The organism is Chelatococcus sp. CO-6 (assembly GCF_001271345.1).
Classification (GTDB): Bacteria; Pseudomonadota; Alphaproteobacteria; order Rhizobiales; family Beijerinckiaceae; genus Chelatococcus_A; species Chelatococcus_A caeni.
On sequence record NZ_CP012398.1, the window covers coordinates 1,417,586 to 1,436,197 of the forward strand.

Annotated in this window: 19 protein-coding genes; 12 read left to right on the plus strand and 7 right to left on the minus strand. The window is 70.8% G+C overall.

All coding sequences use genetic code 11. The features are described from left to right. Positions 1-103 precede the first annotated feature (103 nt). Positions 104-613, plus strand: a complete 510-nt coding sequence (locus AL346_RS06690) for an OsmC family protein (protein ID WP_019403845.1) — start codon at positions 104-106, stop codon at positions 611-613. A 17-nt stretch (positions 614-630) separates the two neighbouring features. On the opposite strand, the gene gshB is transcribed toward AL346_RS06690, so the two are convergent. The 3 genes from gshB to rsmI all read right to left on the minus strand — a co-directional run bounded on the left by gshB (position 631) and on the right by rsmI (position 3,014). After that, complete coding sequence (gshB, locus tag AL346_RS06695) at positions 631-1,575, minus strand: glutathione synthase (RefSeq protein WP_019403844.1); 945 nt, start codon at positions 1,573-1,575, stop codon at positions 631-633. A 96-nt stretch (positions 1,576-1,671) separates the two neighbouring features. Beyond that, positions 1,672-2,064 carry a YraN family protein gene (locus AL346_RS06700; RefSeq protein ID WP_019403843.1) on the minus strand — a complete coding sequence of 131 codons (393 nt, stop codon included), beginning with the start codon at positions 2,062-2,064 and terminating at the stop codon, positions 1,672-1,674. Next, a complete protein-coding gene (gene rsmI / locus AL346_RS06705) occupies positions 2,061-3,014 on the minus strand; it encodes a 16S rRNA (cytidine(1402)-2'-O)-methyltransferase (protein WP_082312446.1) in 954 nt (317 codons plus the stop codon). Before rsmI ends, AL346_RS06700 begins: the two co-directional genes overlap by 4 nt. A 235-nt stretch (positions 3,015-3,249) precedes the next feature. Between rsmI and AL346_RS06710 the strand changes: the two genes are divergently transcribed. Continuing rightward, entirely contained in the window at positions 3,250-4,488 is a 1,239-nt protein-coding gene (locus AL346_RS06710; RefSeq protein WP_019403841.1) for a penicillin-binding protein activator, read from the plus strand. A gap of 3 nt (positions 4,489-4,491) precedes the next feature. On the opposite strand, the gene hemW is transcribed toward AL346_RS06710, so the two are convergent. The 3 genes from hemW to rph all read right to left on the minus strand — a co-directional run bounded on the left by hemW (position 4,492) and on the right by rph (position 7,253). Then, positions 4,492-5,652 carry a radical SAM family heme chaperone HemW gene (hemW, locus tag AL346_RS06715; protein WP_019403840.1) on the minus strand — a complete coding sequence of 387 codons (1,161 nt, stop codon included), beginning with the start codon at positions 5,650-5,652 and terminating at the stop codon, positions 4,492-4,494. A gap of 228 nt (positions 5,653-5,880) precedes the next feature. Further along, entirely contained in the window at positions 5,881-6,525 is a 645-nt protein-coding gene (gene rdgB, locus AL346_RS06720; protein WP_019403839.1) for an RdgB/HAM1 family non-canonical purine NTP pyrophosphatase, read from the minus strand. Positions 6,526-6,539: 14 nt separating this feature from the next. Further along, a complete protein-coding gene (gene rph / locus AL346_RS06725) occupies positions 6,540-7,253 on the minus strand; it encodes a ribonuclease PH (RefSeq protein WP_019403838.1) in 714 nt (237 codons plus the stop codon). Positions 7,254-7,550: 297 nt separating this feature from the next. Between rph and AL346_RS06730 the strand changes: the two genes are divergently transcribed. Further along, positions 7,551-7,844, plus strand: a complete 294-nt coding sequence (locus AL346_RS06730; protein WP_019403837.1) for a GYD domain-containing protein — start codon at positions 7,551-7,553, stop codon at positions 7,842-7,844. 56 nt (positions 7,845-7,900) lie between these two features. After that, positions 7,901-8,572 (plus strand): D-lyxose/D-mannose family sugar isomerase, encoded by a 672-nt coding sequence (locus AL346_RS06735; RefSeq protein WP_019403836.1) that lies wholly within the window; start codon positions 7,901-7,903, stop codon positions 8,570-8,572. Here the strand turns inward: AL346_RS06735 and AL346_RS06740 are convergent, their stop codons facing one another. Further along, positions 8,573-9,322: an SDR family oxidoreductase gene (locus AL346_RS06740; RefSeq protein ID WP_019403835.1), complete on the minus strand. Its 750-nt coding sequence runs from the start codon at positions 9,320-9,322 to the stop codon at positions 8,573-8,575. 201 nt (positions 9,323-9,523) lie between these two features. Between AL346_RS06740 and mutM the strand changes: the two genes are divergently transcribed. The 8 genes from mutM (at position 9,524) to AL346_RS06780 (ending at position 18,581) form a co-directional block, all read left to right on the plus strand. Further along, positions 9,524-10,408 carry a bifunctional DNA-formamidopyrimidine glycosylase/DNA-(apurinic or apyrimidinic site) lyase gene (mutM, locus tag AL346_RS06745; RefSeq protein WP_019403834.1) on the plus strand — a complete coding sequence of 295 codons (885 nt, stop codon included), beginning with the start codon at positions 9,524-9,526 and terminating at the stop codon, positions 10,406-10,408. Positions 10,409-10,506: 98 nt separating this feature from the next. Beyond that, on the plus strand, positions 10,507-11,280 hold the full coding sequence (locus AL346_RS06750) for an enoyl-CoA hydratase (RefSeq protein WP_019403833.1): 774 nt from the start codon (positions 10,507-10,509) through the stop codon (positions 11,278-11,280). A gap of 70 nt (positions 11,281-11,350) precedes the next feature. After that, complete coding sequence (locus AL346_RS06755) at positions 11,351-12,145, plus strand: TSUP family transporter (protein ID WP_019403832.1); 795 nt, start codon at positions 11,351-11,353, stop codon at positions 12,143-12,145. A gap of 184 nt (positions 12,146-12,329) precedes the next feature. Continuing rightward, a complete protein-coding gene (gene rpsT, locus AL346_RS06760) occupies positions 12,330-12,596 on the plus strand; it encodes a 30S ribosomal protein S20 (protein WP_019403831.1) in 267 nt (88 codons plus the stop codon). 940 nt (positions 12,597-13,536) lie between these two features. Continuing rightward, on the plus strand, positions 13,537-15,078 hold the full coding sequence (gene dnaA, locus AL346_RS06765) for a chromosomal replication initiator protein DnaA (RefSeq protein WP_019403830.1): 1,542 nt from the start codon (positions 13,537-13,539) through the stop codon (positions 15,076-15,078). A 162-nt stretch (positions 15,079-15,240) separates the two neighbouring features. After that, positions 15,241-16,359, plus strand: coding sequence for a DNA polymerase III subunit beta (gene dnaN, locus AL346_RS06770; RefSeq protein ID WP_019403829.1), 1,119 nt, complete (start codon positions 15,241-15,243; stop codon positions 16,357-16,359). An 84-nt stretch (positions 16,360-16,443) separates the two neighbouring features. Then, the gene (gene recF / locus AL346_RS06775; RefSeq protein ID WP_050996720.1) at positions 16,444-17,634 is read left to right on the plus strand and encodes a DNA replication/repair protein RecF; all 1,191 of its coding nucleotides are present in this window, start codon (positions 16,444-16,446) and stop codon (positions 17,632-17,634) included. Continuing rightward, on the plus strand, positions 17,631-18,581 hold the full coding sequence (locus tag AL346_RS06780; RefSeq protein WP_019403827.1) for a DUF817 domain-containing protein: 951 nt from the start codon (positions 17,631-17,633) through the stop codon (positions 18,579-18,581). The genes recF and AL346_RS06780 overlap by 4 nt, the downstream gene beginning before the upstream one ends. The last annotated feature ends 31 nt before the right edge of the window (positions 18,582-18,612 follow it).

An 18,612-nucleotide genomic window follows, 5' to 3' on the forward strand; every position in this document is an offset into this window, starting at 1 on the left:
TTGACGCCCGCCGCCGCGCGGCGCACACGAGGGGCTGACCCCACGCAGGCCGGCAGCCACGGCAGCGCCCTATGACCGGCCAGAGGACACCCGAGGACACCCCATGGACGCCCAGTCCCTCCGCGCCCTCCAGGCGCCGCTCAAGAACGCCTATCGCGAAAACGCCGAAGCCGCGCTCGTCACGCTCAAGGCGCGCGGCGCCCTCGACGAGGCGAATATCGCCTGCAAGGTCGAGACCGGCCGCGCCCTCGCGGTGGCGGGCCTCCACCCGGCGACGGGCGGCACGGGGCTCGAGCTGTGTTCGGGCGACATGCTGCTGGAGGCCCTGGTGGCCTGCGCCGGCGTGACGCTGAAGGCCGTCGCGACGGCGCTCGAGATCCCGCTGCGCTCCGGCACGGTGGAGGCCGAGGGCGACCTCGATTTCCGCGGCACGCTCGGCGTCGACAAGGAGGCGCCGGTCGGCTTCCGGGCCATCCGCCTGTCCTTCACGGTCGATACCGATGCGCCGCAGGACAAGCTCGACCAGCTGATGAAGCTGACCGAGCGCTATTGCGTCGTCTACCAGACATTGGCCAAGGGCCCCGCCCTGGAGACCCGCCTGCAGCGGGCCTGAGCATCGGACGACAGGCCTCAGGCGCTCCGCCGCCGCTCGATCGCGTCCCACACGGAGACGGCGAGGTCGGGTCCGCCGAGGCGCTTGATGGCGCGGATGCCGGTGGGTGACGTGACGTTGATCTCGGTGAGCAGCCCGTCGATCACGTCGATGCCGACGAGCACGAGGCCCCGCTCCCTGAGGGCCGGGCCGATCGTCTCGCAGATCTCGCGCTCGCGCGCCGTGAGATCGGTCGGCTTCGCCGCCCCGCCACGCACCATGTTGGAGCGGATGTCGTTCTCCGCCGGCACGCGGTTGACGGCGCCGGCCGCTTCGCCGTCCACGAGGATGATGCGCTTGTCGCCCTCCTTCACCTGCGGCAGGAAGCGCTGGATGACCCACGGCTCGCGGAAGGTCGCGGCGAAGAGGTCGTAGAGCGAGCCGAAATTCGGGTCCTCGCGCGTCACGCGCAGCACGGCCGCCCCGCCGTGGCCGTAGAGCGGCTTCATGACGATCTCGCCCATCTCGCGGCGGAAGGCCTCGATGTCGTCCCTGTCGCGCGTGATCAGCGTCGGCGGCATCAGGTGCGGGAATTCGGTGACGAAGAGCTTCTCCGGCGCGTTGCGCACATGGGCGGGATCGTTGATCACCAGCGTCCTGGGATGCAGGCGCTCCAGCATGTGCGTCGTCGTGATATAGGCGAGGTCGAACGGCGGATCCTGCCGGAGGAGGATGACGTCGATGCGCGAGAGGTCGATGCGCTCCGGCTCGCCGAGGCTCGCATGTTCCCCGGCGACGTCGCGCACGCGCACGGGATAGGCCTTCGCGGTGATCATCCCGTCACGCATCGAGAGGGTGTCGGGCGTGTAGTAGAGCAGGTCGTGCCCGCGCGCCTGCGCCTCGAGCATCAGGGCAAACGTCGTGTCGCCGGCGATGTTGATGCGCTCGATAGGGTCCATCTGCACGGCAACGGTGAGGCCCATGGTCGGTGTCCTTTCTCCAAACCATCCCTATATGGCGTGGCCCCGATCCATGCGCGAGGGCGCGGCCGAAGGCAAGCGCCCGCGCGAGGCGTCCCTTCAATCGATGGCGAGGGACAGGACCGCCGGCACGTGCCGCGGCAGGCTGCGCGGGGCGAGGAAGACGGCGTCGCAGCGCAGCGTCAGCCCCGCCGCCCAGGGATTGCGCGCCAGCCAGTGCCGCACGCAGCGGGCCATGCGCGCCGCCTTCTGCGCCGAGATGGCCCCGCGCGCATCGTCGAGCCGGGCGCGGGCCTTGACCTCGACGAAGGCGACGGTGTCGCCGCGGCGGGCGATGAGGTCGATCTCGCCGCCGGCGGCGGCATAGCGCCGGGCGACGATGCGGTAGCCCTTGAGGGTGAGGACGAGCGCGGCCAGCGCCTCGGCACGCAGCCCGGCCCGCTGCGCGCGGGCCTGTCGGCTCGGCTGGCGATCGCGGGCCGCCGCGCTCACGTGTCCGCCTCGCCGAGCCGGAGCGCGCGCTGGTAGACCTCGCGCTTGGGCAGGCCCGTGGCGCCGGCGACGAGGGCCACCGCGTCCTTGAGCGAATGGCCCGAGAGCGCCTCCTTGAGCATGTGCTCGACGTCGGCCTCGCTGTGGCGCTCCGCATCGACCGGCTGGGGCCCGATCAGGACCACGATCTCGCCCTTCGGCGGCGCCTCGGCTCCGTATTCGGCCGCGAGCGCGGCAAGGGAGCCGCGCCGCACCGTCTCGTAGAGCTTGGTCAGCTCGCGCGCCACCGCCGCCGGCCGCTCGCCGAGCACCGCCGCCGCGTCAGCCAGCATCTCGGCGAGGCGCCGGGGCGATTCGAAGAACACCAGCGTGCCGGGAATGGCGCCGATCTCGGCCAGCCGCGCGCGCCGCGCGGCGCTCTTGGCCGGCAGGAAACCCTCGAAGAAGAAGCGGTCCGTCGGCAGGCCCGAGACGACGAGCGCCGTCAGCACGGCCGAGGGGCCGGGCACGGTGGTGACGGAGATGCCCTCGGCCAGCACCGCCTCGACCAGCTTGTAGCCGGGATCCGACACGAGCGGCGTGCCGGCATCGGACACGAGCGCGAGCGCTTCGCCGGCCTTCAGCCGGGCGAGGACGCGCGGACGCATCTGCGCCGCATTGTGCTCGTGATAGGCGAGGAGCGGCGTCGTGATGCCGTAATGGGCGAGCAGCGTCTTCGTCACCCGCGTGTCCTCGGCGAGGATCGCGTCGGCCGCCGCGAGCGTGCCGAGCGCCCGGAAGGAGATGTCCTTCAGGTTGCCGATGGGCGTCGCGACGAGATGCAGCCCCGGCGCGAGCGGCTCGGCCTCGGCCGCGAGGCCGAAGGCGGTGAAGCGCGCCACGGGCCGCCCGGTCGCGTCGCCCCGGCCTGCTGCATCCCGCCCCGCGATGTCCCTGATTCTGCTCGTCATGACCGTCCCTGCCGCCGCGACCGTGGCATGTCGCGCCCCTGTTCACGAGAATTTTGCCACGCGCCTTTCGCCTTCCATAGCAGACGCCGCCTCGCTCTGGGCAGATCATGCGCGCCGGCGGCCGGAAGGGGAGCGTTTACTTTTGGTTGCGATCCTTGCGCGACTTGCGAAGAATGCCGGCTCATTCGGCCCGCTGCCGGCCGCACCCCAGCCGAGAGGTGTTCAGGAGTCTGCCGTGACGCGCTTCCTTGCCCGCAATCTTGCCCGCCCGGACGCGACCCCCTCGCTCTGGCGTCGCCTCAAGCAGGCAGCCCTCGTCCTGGCGACGGGCGCGCTCGTCGCCTCGTGCAGCGGCGGCCTGTCGAACATGACGGGCACGGACGGCGCTGGAACCGAGCCCGCGGCGCCCAGCGTGCCGGGCACCACCATCGGCACCGGCAACGTCAAGGTGGCGCTGCTCCTGCCCCTGTCGGCCGGCGGCCAGGCCGGGGCCGCCGCCGTCTCCCTGCGCAACGCCGCCGAGCTCGCCATGAGCGAGTTCAGCCAGCCGGACATCCAGATCCTCGTCAAGGACGACCGCGGCACGGCCGACGGAGCACGCGCCGCGGCCCAGTCGGCCATCTCGGAGGGCGCCGAGCTCATCCTCGGGCCGCTCTTCGCCGATGCCGTGCGCGCCGCCGGCCAGGTCGCCCGCGGCGCCGGCCGGCCGGTCATCGCCTTCTCGACGGATGCGGGCGCCGCCGCGCCGGGCGTCTATCTCCTGAGCTTCATGCCCGAATCGGAGGTGGAGCGCGTCGTCGCCTATGCCGCGCGCCAGGGGCAGCGGTCCTTCGCCGCGCTCATCCCCAACACGGCCTATGGCCGCGTCGCACAGGCCGCCTTCCAGACCGCAGTGGCCCGCAACGGCGGGCGCATCGTCGCCATGGAGACCTTCGACCGCGCCAATGCCGCGGCCCAGGCCGCGAAGATCGCCGCCGTCGCGGGCGGCGCCTCGCCGCAGGTCAATGCCGTCTTCATCCCGGACAGCGGCGATTCGCTCATCGCCGTCGCCCAGGCGCTGCAGGGGGCCGGCGTCGACCCGCAGAAGGTGCGCATGCTCGGCACCGGCGTGTGGAACGAGGCGCGCGTCTTCTCCCAGGCCGGCCTGCAGGGCGGCTGGTTCGCCGCGCCCGAGACGGCCGGCTTCAATGCCTTCGCCCAGCGCTACCGCGCCAAATACGGCAGCGACCCGACGCGCATCGCCACGCTCGGCTATGACGCCGTCTCGCTCGCCGCCGCGCTCGTGCGCACGCAGGGTCAGCAGCGCTTCAGCGAGCCGGTGCTGACCAATGCCTCCGGCTTCGCCGGGGCGGACGGCGTCTTCCGCTTCAACCCGAACGGCACCAACGAGCGCGGCCTCGCCGTGCTCGAGATCCGCAACGGGACGGCTGCCTCGGTCTCCCCGGCGCCCCGCCAGCTCGGCGCCGGCGGCTGATCCTCAGGCCGCGAGGTCGGCCACCAGCGCGTCGAGAACGGGAAAGCCCGCCTCCGTCACGCGCAGCCGGCCCGCCGCATCGCGCGCGATGAGCCCGTCGGCGATCAGCGAATCGAGCCGGCCCGCATCGAGCGGCCGGCCGGCGAGCGCGGCAAAGCGCGCCGGATCGATGCCCTCGACGAGGCGCAGGCCCATCAGCAGGAATTCGTCCCCCTGCGCCTCTGCCGAAAGCGTCTCGCGGTTCTCGATGCCGTGGCCCTCGCGCTCCACCGCGGCGAGCCAGTCCTCCGGCCCACGGATGGTCGCGGTCGCAAGCCGCCCTTTGTCCGTCACGAGGCGCCCGTGCGCCCCCGGCCCGATGCCGGCATATTCGCCGTAGCGCCAGTAGACGAGGTTGTGCCGGCACTCCGCCCCCGGACGGGCGTGGTTGGAGATCTCGTAGACCGGCAGGCCGCGCCGGGCGCAGACCTCCTGCGTCACGTCGTAGAGCGCGCGCGCCGTCTCGCCGTCCGGCACGCTCAGCTTGCCGGCGGCGAACAGCCGCTCGAACCAGGTGCCCGGCTCGATGGTGAGCTGGTAGAGCGACAGGTGCTCGACGGCATAGCCGATCGCCTCCTCGAGCTCAGCCGCCCATTCGGCCGGCGTCTGGTGCGGGCGGGCATAGATGAGGTCGTAGGAATAGCGCTCGAACGTATCGGCCGCGATGCGCACGGCGGCGAGCGCCTCGGCCGCGGTGTGCATGCGCCCGAGGCGGCGCAGGTCCGCATCGTTGAGCGCCTGCACGCCGAGCGACACCCGGTTGATGCCGGCGGCGCGATAGCCGCGGAAGCGCTCGGCCTCGACGCTCGTCGGGTTCGCTTCCAGCGAGATCTCGGCGCCGGGCGCGATCGACCAATGCTTCGCCACCGCCTCGAGGATGGCCCCGACCGTCGCCGGCCGCATCAGCGAGGGCGTGCCGCCGCCGAAGAAGATGCTCGTCACCTCGCGCGGGCCGGTCAGCGCGGCATTGTGGGCGATCTCGCGCTCGAAGGCCGCGATGAAGCGCGGCTCGTCGACCGGCGTATGCCGCACATGGCTGTTGAAGTCGCAATAGGGGCACTTTGAGGCGCAGAACGGCCAGTGCAGATAGACGCCGAAGCCGGCATCGGCAGTGGGATGGGTCAAGGCTCGTCCTGCCGCTTTGGTCGACAATGGTGATTCATATGCAGTCACGCGCGTTTACAAGGAGCGCGCCGCAGTCCCCTTCCCCCGCTGCTGCGGGAACGGACCAGGGGTGGAGGGCGCCTCCATCGCGAATGCCCCACAACCCGGTCGGTGGCGGCGCCCCAACCCCGACCCCCTGCCACTTCGCGGGGTAGGGGAGCGGCAGGCACCGTCGCCGTTTCGCCCGGCCTATCCAGCCCCCGTGTCCTTTCGAAGGCAGGCGGCCGCGAGCTTCGAGAAGGCGCGCGCCCGGTGCGACAGGCCCTCGCCGTGGCCCCAGCCGTGCTTCTCGTCGCTCGCCATCTCGCCGAAGGTACGCTCGTGCCCGTCCGGCTGGAACATCGGGTCGTAGCCGAAGCCCCGGTCGCCGCGCGGCGGCCACGCCAGCGTGCCGAACACGCGGCCCTCGAACAGTTCCTCGTGCCCGTCCGGCCAGGCGACGACGAGGGCGGAGACGAAATGCGCCCGCCGCTCCTCGGCGCTCGTCGCCCCGCGGCGGGCGAGCTCCTCCTCCACCCGCCGCATGGCATGGGCGAAATCCTTGCCCGGCCCGGCCCAGCGGGCGGAGAAGATGCCCGGCGCGCCGTCGAGCGCGGCAACGCAGATGCCGGAATCGTCGGCGAGCGCCGGCAGGTCCGCCGCCTTCGCTGCCGCATGCGCCTTGAGCGCCGCGTTCTCGGCAAAGGTCATGCCGGTCTCCTCCGGCTCGGGCAGGTTAAGGTCGCCCGCCGAGACCGCCGAGACGCCGAAGGGCGCCATGAGCTCCTGCATCTCCCTGAGCTTGCCCGCATTATGCGTGGCGATGACGATCCTGCCTTCGAGCCTGCGCGCCATGGTCCCGCCCCCGCTCACATCACGGCCATCTTCTGCAGGTCGACGAGCTTGGCCGTGCCCGCCCGCGCAAGCTCGATGAGGGCCATCAGCTCCTCCACCGAGAAGGGCTTGCCCTCCGCCGTGCCCTGCACCTCGACGAGCCCGCCCGTGCCGGTGATGACGAAATTGGCATCGGTCTCGGCGGACGAATCCTCGGCATAGTCGAGGTCCAGCACCGGCGTCCCGGCATGGATGCCGCAGGAGACGGCGGCGACATGGTCCTTCAGGGCCTCGCCCTGCACCATGGAGCGCGCCTTCATCCAGGCGAGGCAATCGTGCAGGGCCACCCAGGCGCCGGTGATGGCGGCCGTGCGCGTGCCGCCGTCCGCCTGCAGCACGTCGCAGTCGACGACGATCTGCCGCTCGCCGATGGCGGAAAGATCGACCACGGCGCGCAGCGAGCGGCCGATGAGGCGCTGGATCTCGTGCGTGCGGCCGGAGGGGCGGCCGCTCGTCACCTCGCGGCGCGTGCGCTCCAGCGTGGCGCGCGGCAGCATCGAATATTCGGCCGTCACCCAGCCGCGGCCCGTGCCGCGCAGCCACGGCGGCCCCCGCTCCTCGAGGGAGGCGGTGCACAGGACGTGCGTGTCGCCGAACTTCACGAGACAGGAGCCCTCGGCATAGCGCGCCACCGCCCGCTCCAGCGAAACCTTGCGCAATTCGTCCGGCGCACGCTTGGATGGCCTCATCGCTTCTCTCCTCCGGCCCTCGGCCGCTCGTCCATGGTTTGCGATGCTTCTAAGCGGCTTTGGCGGACGTGGGAACCGCCTTTCGCGCATGGCGGCGAGACGGGCGATCGCCAGCGCGGGCCCCGCCTCCTATCCCCCGCCCGAAGGCTTGCCCAGCCTTGCCGCGAGGTTCACACTCGCGGCTTCCGTCCCGCGTCCCGCGCCCCCTTCCGCGGCGCTCGGCGGGGCACGATCCGGCACGGGACGGACTGGCCGGAATGAGCGCCGCGGCGGCCGAGAGCCGCCGGGAGGAGCGCCATGACGACCTATATCGTGCTCGCCAACTGGACGGATCAGGGCATTCGCAACATCAAGGAATCGCCGAGCCGGCTCGACGCGGTCAAGAAGATCCTGGCCGACATGTCCGGCAGCATGCAGGCCTTCTACCTGTGCATGGGCGATTTCGACATCGTACTCGTCATCGAGGCACCTGACGACGCGGTCGCGGCACGCTTCGCCCTGCAGGTGGGCCAGTTCGGCAATGTCCGCACGCGCACGCTGAAGGCCTTCCCCGAGGCCGCCTATCGCGAGATCATCGCCTCCCTGAACTGAGCCCGACGCGCATCCCCGCCCCCGCGCGGGGATGCGCCACCTGACGAGGAGGATGAATGCGCCGATCGAAGATCAATGCGCTGATGCGCGACGCCGAGGCCTTTTTCGCCGCGCACCGTTTCGCGCTGCCGCCGTGGGCCGCCTGGTCGCCGGACGCGTGGCGCGCCCATCCGGCCGTGGCCCGCTACTGCGCCGAGCGGCAGATGGGCTGGGACATCACCGATTTCGGCTCCGGCGACTTCATGCGCCGCGGGCTCATCCTGTTCTGCCTGCGCAACGGCATCGCGGAGGCGCCGGGCGAGGTGCCCTATGCCGAGAAGCTGATGGTGGTGCGCGAGGGGCAGGAGACGCCCTGGCACTGGCACAAGGTGAAGATGGAGGACATCATCGTGCGCGGCGGCGGGCACCTCGCCGTCGAGGTCTTCGCCCGCGATGCCGACGGCGAGCGCGGCGAAGGCCCGGTCGTCGTCCATTGCGACGGCATCGCCCGCGAGGTCGCGGCGGGCGAGCCCGTCCTGCTCGCGCCCGGCGAGAGCATCACCGTGCCGCGCGGCCTCGTGCACCGCTTCTACGGCGCGCCGGGCACCGGCACGGTGCTGGTCGGCGAGGTCTCGCAGGTCAATGACGACCGCGCCGACAACTTCTTCCTCGAGGAGCTGCCGCGCTTTGCCGCCATCGAGGAGGATGCGCCGGCGCTCCACCCGCTGTGGAACGAGGTCGAGGCCTGATCAGCGCCCGCCCGTCACCCGCACGAAGGCCCCCGTGACATAGGAGGCCGCATCCGACAGGAGGAAGAGGATGGTGCGCGCCACCTCCTCCGCCGAGCCGGTGCGGCCCATCGGGATGAGCGGCGTGAGCCGCGCCAGCCGCTCGGGCGCGTGGGAGCTCCTGGCGTGGATGTCGGTCTCGATGAGGCCGGGCTGCACGGCGTTGACGCGGATGTTCTCGCCCGCCAGCTCCTTCGACAGGCCGATGGTCAGGGCATCGATGGCTCCCTTGGAGGCCGCGTACCAGACATATTCGTTCGGCCCGCCGAGCAGCGAGGCGGCCGAGGAGACGTTGACGATGGCCCCGCCATGCCCGCCGTGCTTGGGCGACAGGCGGCGGATCGCCTCCTGCGCCGCGAAGATGGCCCCGGTCACGTTGAGGTCGATGCAGGCGCGGATGACCTCGCTCGACGCGGCATCGAGGCGGCTGACCTGGCCGGTGATGCCGGCATTGTTGACGAAATGGGTGAGCCGCCCGAGCCGCTCGTCGACCTCGGCGAAGAGGCGGCGGATGTCCTCCTCCTTGCCCATGTCCGCCTTGAAGGCTTCGGCGCGCACGCCCTTGGCGCGGCATTCGGCGACGAGCGCCTCGGCCGCGGCGGCGTCGCTGACATAGTTGACGGCGACGTGATAGCCCTCGGCGGCGGCGAGCCGGCAGGTCGCCGCGCCGATGCCGCGGCTGCCGCCGGTGACGAGAAGAATGCGGTCCATGGGTTCCCTCCGATGTCGTGTTTTACCGTCTTGTCCTTGCCGGCCATGGGAGCGCGGCGGGACCGTCCGCGTCAATGGCCGCGGCATCGGGGCGGCCATGCCCGGGACGGGAGGGTCGCGGCCATGGACAGGAGGCGGCGGACACGGCACAACGGCGCCGCCGCATCAGGCGGCGCCTGGTGGGTGGGAGCTTGAGACGCGATGCCCGAACTGCCCGAGGTCGAGACGGTAAGGCGGGGCCTCGAGCCGGCGATGGTCGGCGCCGGCATCACGGCCGTCGACCAGCGCCGGCCGGACCTGCGCTTCCCCTTCCCGGAGCGTTTCGCCGAGCGGCTGCAGGGCCGCGAGGTCGTCGCGCTTGGCCGGCGCGCCAAATATCTGATGGCGGATCTCTCCGGCGGCGACATCCTCGTCATGCATCTCGGCATGACGGGCCGCTTCATCGTCGAGGAGGCGGGCGGGGCGCTGCGCGAGCCGGGCGACTTCTACCAGGAGGCCGGCCACAACGCCGCCCACGACCATGTCGTGTTCCGGCTCTCCAATGGCGCCCGCATCACTTACAACGATGCCCGCCGCTTCGGCTTCATGACGCTCGTCCCCCGCGGCGAACTCGATGCCCATCCCCTCTTCCGCCACCTGGGGGTCGAGCCGCTGGGCAATTCCCTCGACGGCGCGCTCGTCGCCCGCCTCTTCGCCGGCAGGAAAACGCCGCTCAAGGCGGCGCTCATGGACCAGCGCCTCATCGCCGGGCTCGGCAATATATATGTGTGCGAGGCGCTGCACCGGGCCGGCCTGTCACCCCTGCGCGCCGCCGGCACGCTGGCGACGAAGGCCGGCCGACCGGCCGCGGCGGCCGAGCGGCTGGCGACGGCGATCCGCGACGTATTGACCGAGGCCGTCGCCGCCGGCGGCTCGACCCTGCGCGACTACATGAAGACCGACGGCTCGCTCGGCTATTTCCAGCACGCCTTCCGCGTCTACGACCGCGAGCATGCGCCCTGCCCGACCCCCGGCTGCCGCGGCACCGTCGCGCGGCTCGTCCAGTCCGGCCGCTCCACCTTCTGGTGCAGCCAGTGCCAGAGGTGAGCGCATGAGAAGGCGGTGGCGGCTTTGCGCGAATGCGTATGGACGCGGCCATCCGCCTTCGGGTAGCCCTTCAGCAACCCCATCGGAGGACTTCGCCCATGGCCTATGAAACCATCCTCGTGGAGACGCGCGGCAAGGTCGGCCTCGTCACGCTCAACCGTCCGCAGGCCCTCAACGCCCTCAACTCCCAGCTCATCAGCGAGCTCAACACGGCGCTCGACGGCTTCGAGAAGGATGCGGGCATCGGCGCGATCGTCATCACCGGCTCCGAGAAGGCCTTCGCGGCCGGCGCCGACATCAAGGAGATGCAGAACCTCTCCTATCCCGAGACCTACCTCGAGGATTTCATCACGAGCTGGGATCGCGTGGCCGGCCGGCGCAAGCCGATCATCGCCGCCGTGGCCGGCTTCGCTCTCGGCGGGGGCTGCGAGCTCGCCATGATGTGCGACATCATCATCGCCGCCGACACGGCGAAGTTCGGGCAGCCGGAGATCAAGCTGGGCGTCATGCCGGGCGCCGGCGGCACCCAGCGCATGACGCGCATCATCGGCAAGGCGAAGGCGATGGAGCTCTGCCTCACCGGCCGCATGATGGGCGCCGAGGAGGCGGAACGTTCCGGCCTCGTGGCGCGCATCGTTCCGGCGGCGGAACTTCTGGATGACGCGCTGAAGACGGCCGCGACCATCGCCGACATGTCGCTGCCCATCGTCATGATGACGAAGGAGAGCGTCAACCGCGCCTACGAGACGACGCTCGCCGAGGGCATCCGCTTCGAGCGCCGCCTCTTCCACGCCATGTTCGCCACCGCCGACCAGAAGGAAGGCATGGCCGCCTTCGTGGACAAGCGCAAGGCGGACTTCAAGAACCGCTGACCGGCCTTTATAGAGGGCGCGCGTCTGCGGGAGTCGCGCGATTCTCATCCGGCGGGGAGGCCGGTCATCCATGGCCGGTCTCGAACTCGACATCGTCGCCCTGCTCGCGCTCGTGGCGGTCGTCGCCGGATTCGTCGACGCCATCGCCGGCGGCGGCGGCATGATCACGGTGCCGGCCCTGATGCTGGCCGGGCTCGACCCCGTCACCGCCGTCGCCACCAACAAGCTGCAGGGCACCTTCGGGGTGGCGGTCGCCACCCATCGCTTCGCCCGCGCCGGGATGATCGACTGGCGCGGGGCCGCGCCGCTCGCCGTCGTCGCGGGTATCGCGGCGGTCATCGGGGCTCTCGCCGTCAAGGTGCTGCCGGTCGCGCTCGTCGCCGCCGCAATGCCGATCCTCCTCATCGCCATCGCCGTCTATTTCGCTTTTTCCCGCAAGGTGCGCGACGAGGATGCGCGCGCCCGCATCGGCCGCCTGGCCTTCACCCTCGCCATCGTGGCCCCCGTCGGCTTCTACGACGGGCTGCTCGGCCCCGGCGCCGGCTCCTTCTACATGCTCGGCTTCGTCACGCTGCTCGGCTTCGGCGTGGTGCGGGCGACGGCCCATACCAAGCTGCTCAATTTCGCCAGCAATCTCGGCGGGCTCGTCCTCTTCGCCGCGACCGGGGCCGTCTTGTGGCCGCTCGGCCTCGCCATGGCGGCGGGCCAGCTCGTCGGCGCCCGCCTCGGTGCCGGCCTGGCCCTGCGCCACGGCGCCCGGCTCATCCGCCCGCTCATCGTCGCCGTCTGCTGCCTGATGGCGCTGCGCCTCCTTCTCGACGGCGCCAATCCGCTCGGCCAGTGGCTGCGGGGCCTCGTGCCCTGACACGCCGCCGACGATTCCCGGTCGCCGAATGCGACAGGCCGTTGACGCTCGGGCTGCGAGAGACTATAAGCCCGCGCTCATGGGCAGCGGCTTGATCGCTGTCATTTCCGTTCAACCGCCACCACCGATCCCGATCGCCCGGCCCTTTGCCGCGCGGCCAGATCGGGACGATACGAGGATCACCATGGCGAACACCCCGTCGGCCAAGAAGGCGACGCGCAAGATCGCCCGCCGCACCGCCGTGAACAAGGCGCGCCGCAGCCGCATGCGCACCTTCATCCGCAAGGTCGAGGAAGCGATCGCGACGGGCAACCAGCAGGCCGCGCTCGACGCCCTGCAGAGCGCCCAGCCGGAGCTGATGCGCGCCGCCCAGAAGGGCGTGCTGCACAAGAACACCGCCTCGCGCAAGGTCGCGCGCCTGACGCACCGCATCAAGGCGCTGCAGGCCTGAGGCCGCGCTGGCGGCATCTTGCCGCCGAACGCGTCTCCTACAGGGTCCGAAAGAGCCTGGCTTCGGCCGGGCTCTTTCTTTTTGCCGGCGGCAGAAGCGGCCGTTCTCGCGCGAACCGGGCGCCCGCCGGGCCGTTCGGCAACGCGCGGCGACGGCAGCATCGCGGGCGCGATTTCCGGCGCCGGGCGGCTTGACAAAGCAGCGTTCTGTCGGGGTGGCGCGGCGACAGTCGCGCCGCCATGACCGCGCAGACAAAATGCCGTGCTGACAAAACTTTAGGGGGCAAAGGGCTCGGCACGACCCGAATCCCCCCCGTTGGAAGCCCCCTGCAGGCCCCCTTCTGCAGACGGAAACAATGCCTTGAAACGGCTTCTCGGTTTCCGGCCACGCTTTTAAACTCGCTGGATCCACAAGGAGTTGCACGTAATTGCCACAACCTTGCGAGAGGCCGCGGAGCGGTTTGCGCGCTCTGCGAGGGCGACACAACCCATAGTCGTGTTGCGTCGGGCCGGCCCTTGGCGTAGGGTCATCCCACCTCGCCACCACGGCCGAGGTTCTCAATAGCAAGTCAAAAGCATTAAACCTCATTTCGGGGGAGGGGTTCGTGTTGTCTCGAAGACAAAGCGTCGCGCTACGCAGTTGCTTCAGCTCGAACCCATTGACTATTCCTCCCGGATTGCGGAAAAGCCTGTCCATACAGGCGAAGGATCAGGCGAGCGGCATAAGAACGAACCAATAACAACTTTTCCGACATAGCTGGTCCGAATTCGATTGCAGCAAGAGCGCCAGGATGCCGTTGCCCGAAAATGGCGGCGGCAGGCGGGGTTCTTTTTGCGAAACTCAATCGTCGGTAGCGGAATGCGTCCAGCGGCGCTGCAGGGTGGCCTGCATCGCAAGGGGCGTCTTCGGCACCAAACAAGAAGAACGAGGAGCTGGGGCGATGTACAAAGGCGAAGAGAGCGTGATCGAGGCCAAGGGCGCGGCTGTCCCGCACGGCCCCGTGCCCGATATCGATGACGCTCGCGGCGCCGCCGGCGGCAGCGAGGACCTGTCGGACGCCTGGGGGCGCGTGCGCCGCCGGCTGCGGGCCGAGCTCGGCGAAGACGTGTTCTCGAGCTGGTTCGGTCGGCTGGAATGCGACGGCCTTGCGGCCGGCACCGCCCGCCTGTCCGTGCCGACCCGCTTCCTCAAGAGCTGGATCGAGTCGCACTACGCCGATCGCGTCCTGGCGGTCTTCAAGGCCGAGCATGCGGCCGTCAGCCGCGTCGCCTTCTTCGTCCGCGGCGCGGTGACGCGCGAAATGCCCATGGCCGCCCGCCCGAGCGAGCCGGCCGCCGCCCCCGCGCGCGCTGCCGCCCCTGTCGTGGCGCGTCCTCGCGTCGCCGACGAGGCGCGCGAGAGCACGAGCGAGAAGGCCGCGGCCCCGGAGCTTGCCGACGACAGCGCCGCCAATGCGCTCGACCCGCGCCTCACCTTCTCCACCTTCATCGTCGGCCGCTCGAACGCCCTCGCCCATGCCGCCGCCGACCGCATCGCCCGCCATGAAGGCGGCGCGCCGCTCTACAACCCGCTCTATCTCCATGCCGGCGTCGGCCTCGGCAAGACGCATCTCATGCAGGCCATCGCCCACGAGGCGCAGGGCCGCGGCAAGCGCGTCATCTATCTGACGGCCGACCGTTTCATGTACGGCTTCGTCGCCTCGCTGAAGGCCCAGACGGCCCTTGCCTTCAAGGAGCGCCTGCGCGGCATCGACATGCTCGTCATCGACGACGTTCAGTTCCTCCAGGGCAAGTCGATCCAGCAGGAATTCGGCCACACCATCAATGCCCTGCTCGATGCCGGGCGGCAGATCGTCGTGGCGGCGGACCGTCCGCCGTCCGACCTCGAGGCCCTCGACGAGCGCGTGCGCTCGCGCCTCGCCGGCGGCCTCGTCGTCGAGATGTGCCCGCTCGACGAGGAGCTGCGCTCCCGCATCCTGTCGACGCGCATCGCCGCGGTGCAGGCCCTGCATCCCGCCTTCGAAGTGCCCGAGGCCGTCGTCGCCTATGTGGCGCGCGTCATCGCCACCAACGGGCGCGACCTCGACGGGGCCGTGAACCGCCTGCTCGCCCATGCGACGCTGACCGGCTCGCCTCTCACTGTCGAGACCGCCGAGGCGGCCGTGCGCGACCTGGTGCGCACCCGTGATCCCAAGCGCGTCAAGATCGAGGACATCCAGAAGCTCGTCGCCGGACGCTACAACGTCTCGCGCGCCGACCTCCTGTCCGAGCGCCGCACGGCGGCCGTCGTCAAGCCGCGGCAGATCGCCATGTATCTCTCCAAGGTGCTGACCCTGCGCTCGCTGCCCGAGATCGGCCGGCGCTTCGGCGGGCGCGACCACACCACCGTGCTGCATGCCGTGCGCAAGATCGAGAAGGCGGTGGGTGACGACCCGGCGCTGAACGAGGAGGTCGAGCTCCTCAAGCGCATGCTGCAGGAGTGAGCGGCCGCAGCCCGAGCTGCCGCGCCCGCCACTGTTGACACACCCGTTGCCGCCCTTGCACAAGGGCCGACAAGACGGCATTGTGCGTGCCCCGGTGGGCTACCAGCCAGCCGGGCAAGCGAGCCTCATGCGCCTTCGGGCGCCAAAGGGAAACGGGCGGTCATGAAGGTCACGGTCGAGCGGGCGGCGCTCCTTAAGTCGCTCGGGCATGTGCATCGCGTCGTCGAGCGGCGCAACACCATTCCGATCCTGTCGAACGTGCTGCTGCGCGCCGAGAGCGGCATGCTGCATCTCAAGGCGACGGACCTCGATCTCGAAGTCACCGAGGCGCTCGCCGCCGATGTGGAGATGGCGGGCGCGACCACCGTGCCCGCGCACGTGCTCTACGACATCGTGCGCAAGCTGCCCGACGGCTCCCAGGTCTCGCTCGAGACGGGCGGCGACACGAGCCAGATGCTGATCCGCTCGGGCCGCTCGCGCTTCACGCTGCAGGCCCTGCCCGAGAGCGACTTCCCCGACATCGCGGCCGGCGAGATGCCGCACCGCTTCACCCTGCCGGCGGGTGAGCTGAAGCGCCTCATCGACAAGACGCAGTTCGCGATCTCGACCGAGGAGACGCGCTACTACCTCAACGGCATCTATCTCCACACCATCGAGAGCAACGGCGTGCCGGTGCTGCGCGCCGTGGCCACCGACGGGCACCGCCTGGCTCGCGTCGAGACCGCGGCGCCCGAGGGCTCGGCCGGCATGCCCGGCGTCATCGTGCCGCGCAAGGCCGTGGCCGAGGTGCAGAAGCTGCTGGAGGACGCCGAGGCGCAGGCAAGCGTCGAGCTGTCGCCGAGCAAGATCCGCCTGTCGATCGGCTCAGTCGTCCTCACCTCCAAGCTCATCGACGGCACCTTCCCCGATTATCAGCGGGTGATCCCGGCCGGCAACGACAAGCAGCTCGTCGTCGAGCGCGTGAGCTTCGCCGCCGCTGTCGACCGTGTCTCGACCATCTCCTCCGAGCGCGGCCGGGCCGTGAAGCTCGCTCTCGCCGACGGCCGGCTGACGCTCTCGGTCACCAACCCCGATTCGGGCAGCGCGACGGAAGAGATCGAGGTCGATTACGAGGCCGATGCGCTCGATATCGGCTTCAACGCCCGCTATCTCCTCGACATCACGGCCCAGCTCGACGGCGACACCGCGCTGTTCAAGCTCGCCGACCCCGGTTCGCCGACGCTGATCCAGGACCGCGAGGGCGCGAGCGCCCTCTACGTCCTGATGCCGATGCGGGTGTAAGCATCCGGACGGGACGGCGCGCACGCCTCGCCGGTCTGCGGCACGAGGCGCGGCGGCGGTGCCGCGCCGCTGCGTGACGAGGCGATGACCGAGCAACCGCCATCCGCTGCATTGCCGCCGACAGGCGCGGCCGGGCCCTGCCGCGTGACGCGCCTCGGCCTGCGCGACTTCCGCAGCTATCGCGCCCTCGACGTCGACGTCGATGCGCCGCTCGTCGCCCTCGTCGGCGAGAACGGCGCCGGCAAGACCAACGTGCTCGAGGCGCTGTCGCTGTTCACGGCGGGCCGCGGCCTGCGGCGTGCCGACCTCGCCGCCATGGCGGCGCACGACGGGCCCGGCATCTTCTCCGTCTCCGTCACGCTCGACACCCGCTGGGGCGGCGTCCGGCTGGGCACGGGAACGGAGCGCGCGCCGGACGGCGGCCTCGCGCGCCGCTGCCGCATCGACGGCGAGACGGCGGGCTCCCCGGCCGCCTTCGCCGAGTATGTGCGCGTCGTCTGGCTGACGCCGGCGCTCGACGGCCTCTTCACCGGCACCCCCGGCGACCGGCGGCGCTTTCTCGACCGGCTCGTCCTCGCCGTCGACCCCACCCACGGCACGCGCGTCAATGCCTTCGAGCGCGCCCTGCGCAGCCGCAACCGGGTGCTCGAGGAGCATCCCCGCAACACAGCCTGGCTCGACGCCATCGAGACCGAGCTCGCCGAGCTCGCCGTCGCCGTCGCCGCCGCCCGGCGCGAGACCGTGACGCGGCTTGCCGCCCTCGTCCTCGCCGCGCGCGACGACGCCTCCCCCTTCCCCTGGGGCGATCTCGCCATCGCCGGCGACTTCGAGGACATGGCCGCCGACCGGCCGGCCGTCGAGGTGGAGGACCTCTACCGCGCCCGCCTCGCCGAGGGCCGCCTGCGCGACCGGGCGGCCGGGCGCACGCTCGCCGGGCCGCAGGCGAGCGACCTCACCGTGCGCCACGGGCCGAAGGACACGCCGGCCGCCGAATGCTCCACCGGCGAGCAGAAGGCCCTCCTCATCGGGCTCGTGCTCGCCCATGCCCGCCTCGTCGCCGCCATGAGCGGCATGGCCCCGCTCGTGCTCCTCGACGAGATCGCCGCCCATCTCGACCCGCGCCGACGGGCCGCGCTCTACGGCACGCTCGCCGCGCTCGGCAGCCAGGTCTGGATGACCGGCGCCGACCCCGCCCTTTTCGCCGACCTGCCCGCGGACGCCGTGCGCTTCGCCGTGACGCCGGGCCGGCTCGCACCGGCGGCGCCCGCCGCATGACGCGAGCCTCGTCCCCGCTCGGCCATCCCGGCCGCTACGCCCCCTGGCTCGCCGGCGCCCACCAGCGCGCCCGCCGTCTCCTCGCACGCCTGCCGTGGCCGCTGCGCGAGTTCCTCGTCTTCGGCTTCAAGCAGGCCTGGGCCTCGCTCTTCGGCGCCATCATGCTGGCGCTGATCATCGTCACCAAGCTCGTCTGGTCGCCCGACTGGCCGGTCCATCGCTACGACGCGCTCTTCGCTGCGGCGATCCTCGTGCAGGTCGCCTTCGTCCTGCTGAAGCTCGAGGAGCTGGAAGAGGCCAAGATCATCTTCCTCTTCCACGTCGTCGGCACGGTCATGGAGATCTTCAAGACGCACGTCGGCAGCTGGACCTACCCCGAGGCGGCGGTGCTGCGCATCGGCGGCGTGCCGCTCTTCACCGGCTCCATGTATGCGAGCGTCGGCAGCTACATGGTGCGCGTCATCCGCCTGTTCGACATGCGCTTTGCGCATTACCCGCCCTTCTGGACGACGGCGCTGCTGGCGGGCCTCATCTACGTCAACTTCTTCACCCATCATTATGTCGTCGACGGCCGCTACGTCCTCTTCGTCGCCGCCTTCGTCATCTACGGGCGCAGCCGCATCTATTTCACGGTCGATGCGGTGCCGCGCTGGATGCCGCTGCTCCTCGCCTGTTTCCTCACGTCCTTCTTCATCTGGATCGCGGAGAACATCGGCACGGCGACCAACACCTGGCGCTATGCCGGGCAGGGGGACTGGCAGCTCGTCTCGCTTGCCAAGATGGGGTCCTGGTTCCTGCTGCTGATCATCAGCTTCGTCCTTGTCACCATCGTCCATCCGCCGCGACCGCCGGACGCGGCCGGAGGCAAGGTCCCGCCGGTGACGCCGGACTTCGCGGATGCGGGCATTTCTGCTAAGAACGGGGCGGTCGCCGGCGAGGAGCGCTGATCCGCCCGCGACGCATGGAGTTGCTGCTGTT

Coding starts and splice junctions, on each gene's coding strand:
- AL346_RS06690 (WP_019403845.1), top strand. CDS start 104: ATGGACGCCCAGTCCCTCCGCGCCCTCCAGGCGCCGCTCAAGAACGCC.
- gshB (WP_019403844.1), bottom strand. CDS start 1,575: ATGGGCCTCACCGTTGCCGTGCAGATGGACCCTATCGAGCGCATCAAC.
- rsmI (WP_082312446.1), bottom strand. CDS start 3,014: ATGACGAGCAGAATCAGGGACATCGCGGGGCGGGATGCAGCAGGCCGG.
- rdgB (WP_019403839.1), bottom strand. CDS start 6,525: ATGGCGCGCAGGCTCGAAGGCAGGATCGTCATCGCCACGCATAATGCG.
- rph (WP_019403838.1), bottom strand. CDS start 7,253: ATGAGGCCATCCAAGCGTGCGCCGGACGAATTGCGCAAGGTTTCGCTG.
- AL346_RS06730 (WP_019403837.1), top strand. CDS start 7,551: ATGACGACCTATATCGTGCTCGCCAACTGGACGGATCAGGGCATTCGC.
- AL346_RS06735 (WP_019403836.1), top strand. CDS start 7,901: ATGCGCCGATCGAAGATCAATGCGCTGATGCGCGACGCCGAGGCCTTT.
- AL346_RS06740 (WP_019403835.1), bottom strand. CDS start 9,322: ATGGACCGCATTCTTCTCGTCACCGGCGGCAGCCGCGGCATCGGCGCG.
- mutM (WP_019403834.1), top strand. CDS start 9,524: ATGCCCGAACTGCCCGAGGTCGAGACGGTAAGGCGGGGCCTCGAGCCG.
- AL346_RS06750 (WP_019403833.1), top strand. CDS start 10,507: ATGGCCTATGAAACCATCCTCGTGGAGACGCGCGGCAAGGTCGGCCTC.
- AL346_RS06755 (WP_019403832.1), top strand. CDS start 11,351: ATGGCCGGTCTCGAACTCGACATCGTCGCCCTGCTCGCGCTCGTGGCG.
- rpsT (WP_019403831.1), top strand. CDS start 12,330: ATGGCGAACACCCCGTCGGCCAAGAAGGCGACGCGCAAGATCGCCCGC.
- dnaA (WP_019403830.1), top strand. CDS start 13,537: ATGTACAAAGGCGAAGAGAGCGTGATCGAGGCCAAGGGCGCGGCTGTC.
- dnaN (WP_019403829.1), top strand. CDS start 15,241: ATGAAGGTCACGGTCGAGCGGGCGGCGCTCCTTAAGTCGCTCGGGCAT.
- recF (WP_050996720.1), top strand. CDS start 16,444: ATGACCGAGCAACCGCCATCCGCTGCATTGCCGCCGACAGGCGCGGCC.
- AL346_RS06780 (WP_019403827.1), top strand. CDS start 17,631: ATGACGCGAGCCTCGTCCCCGCTCGGCCATCCCGGCCGCTACGCCCCC.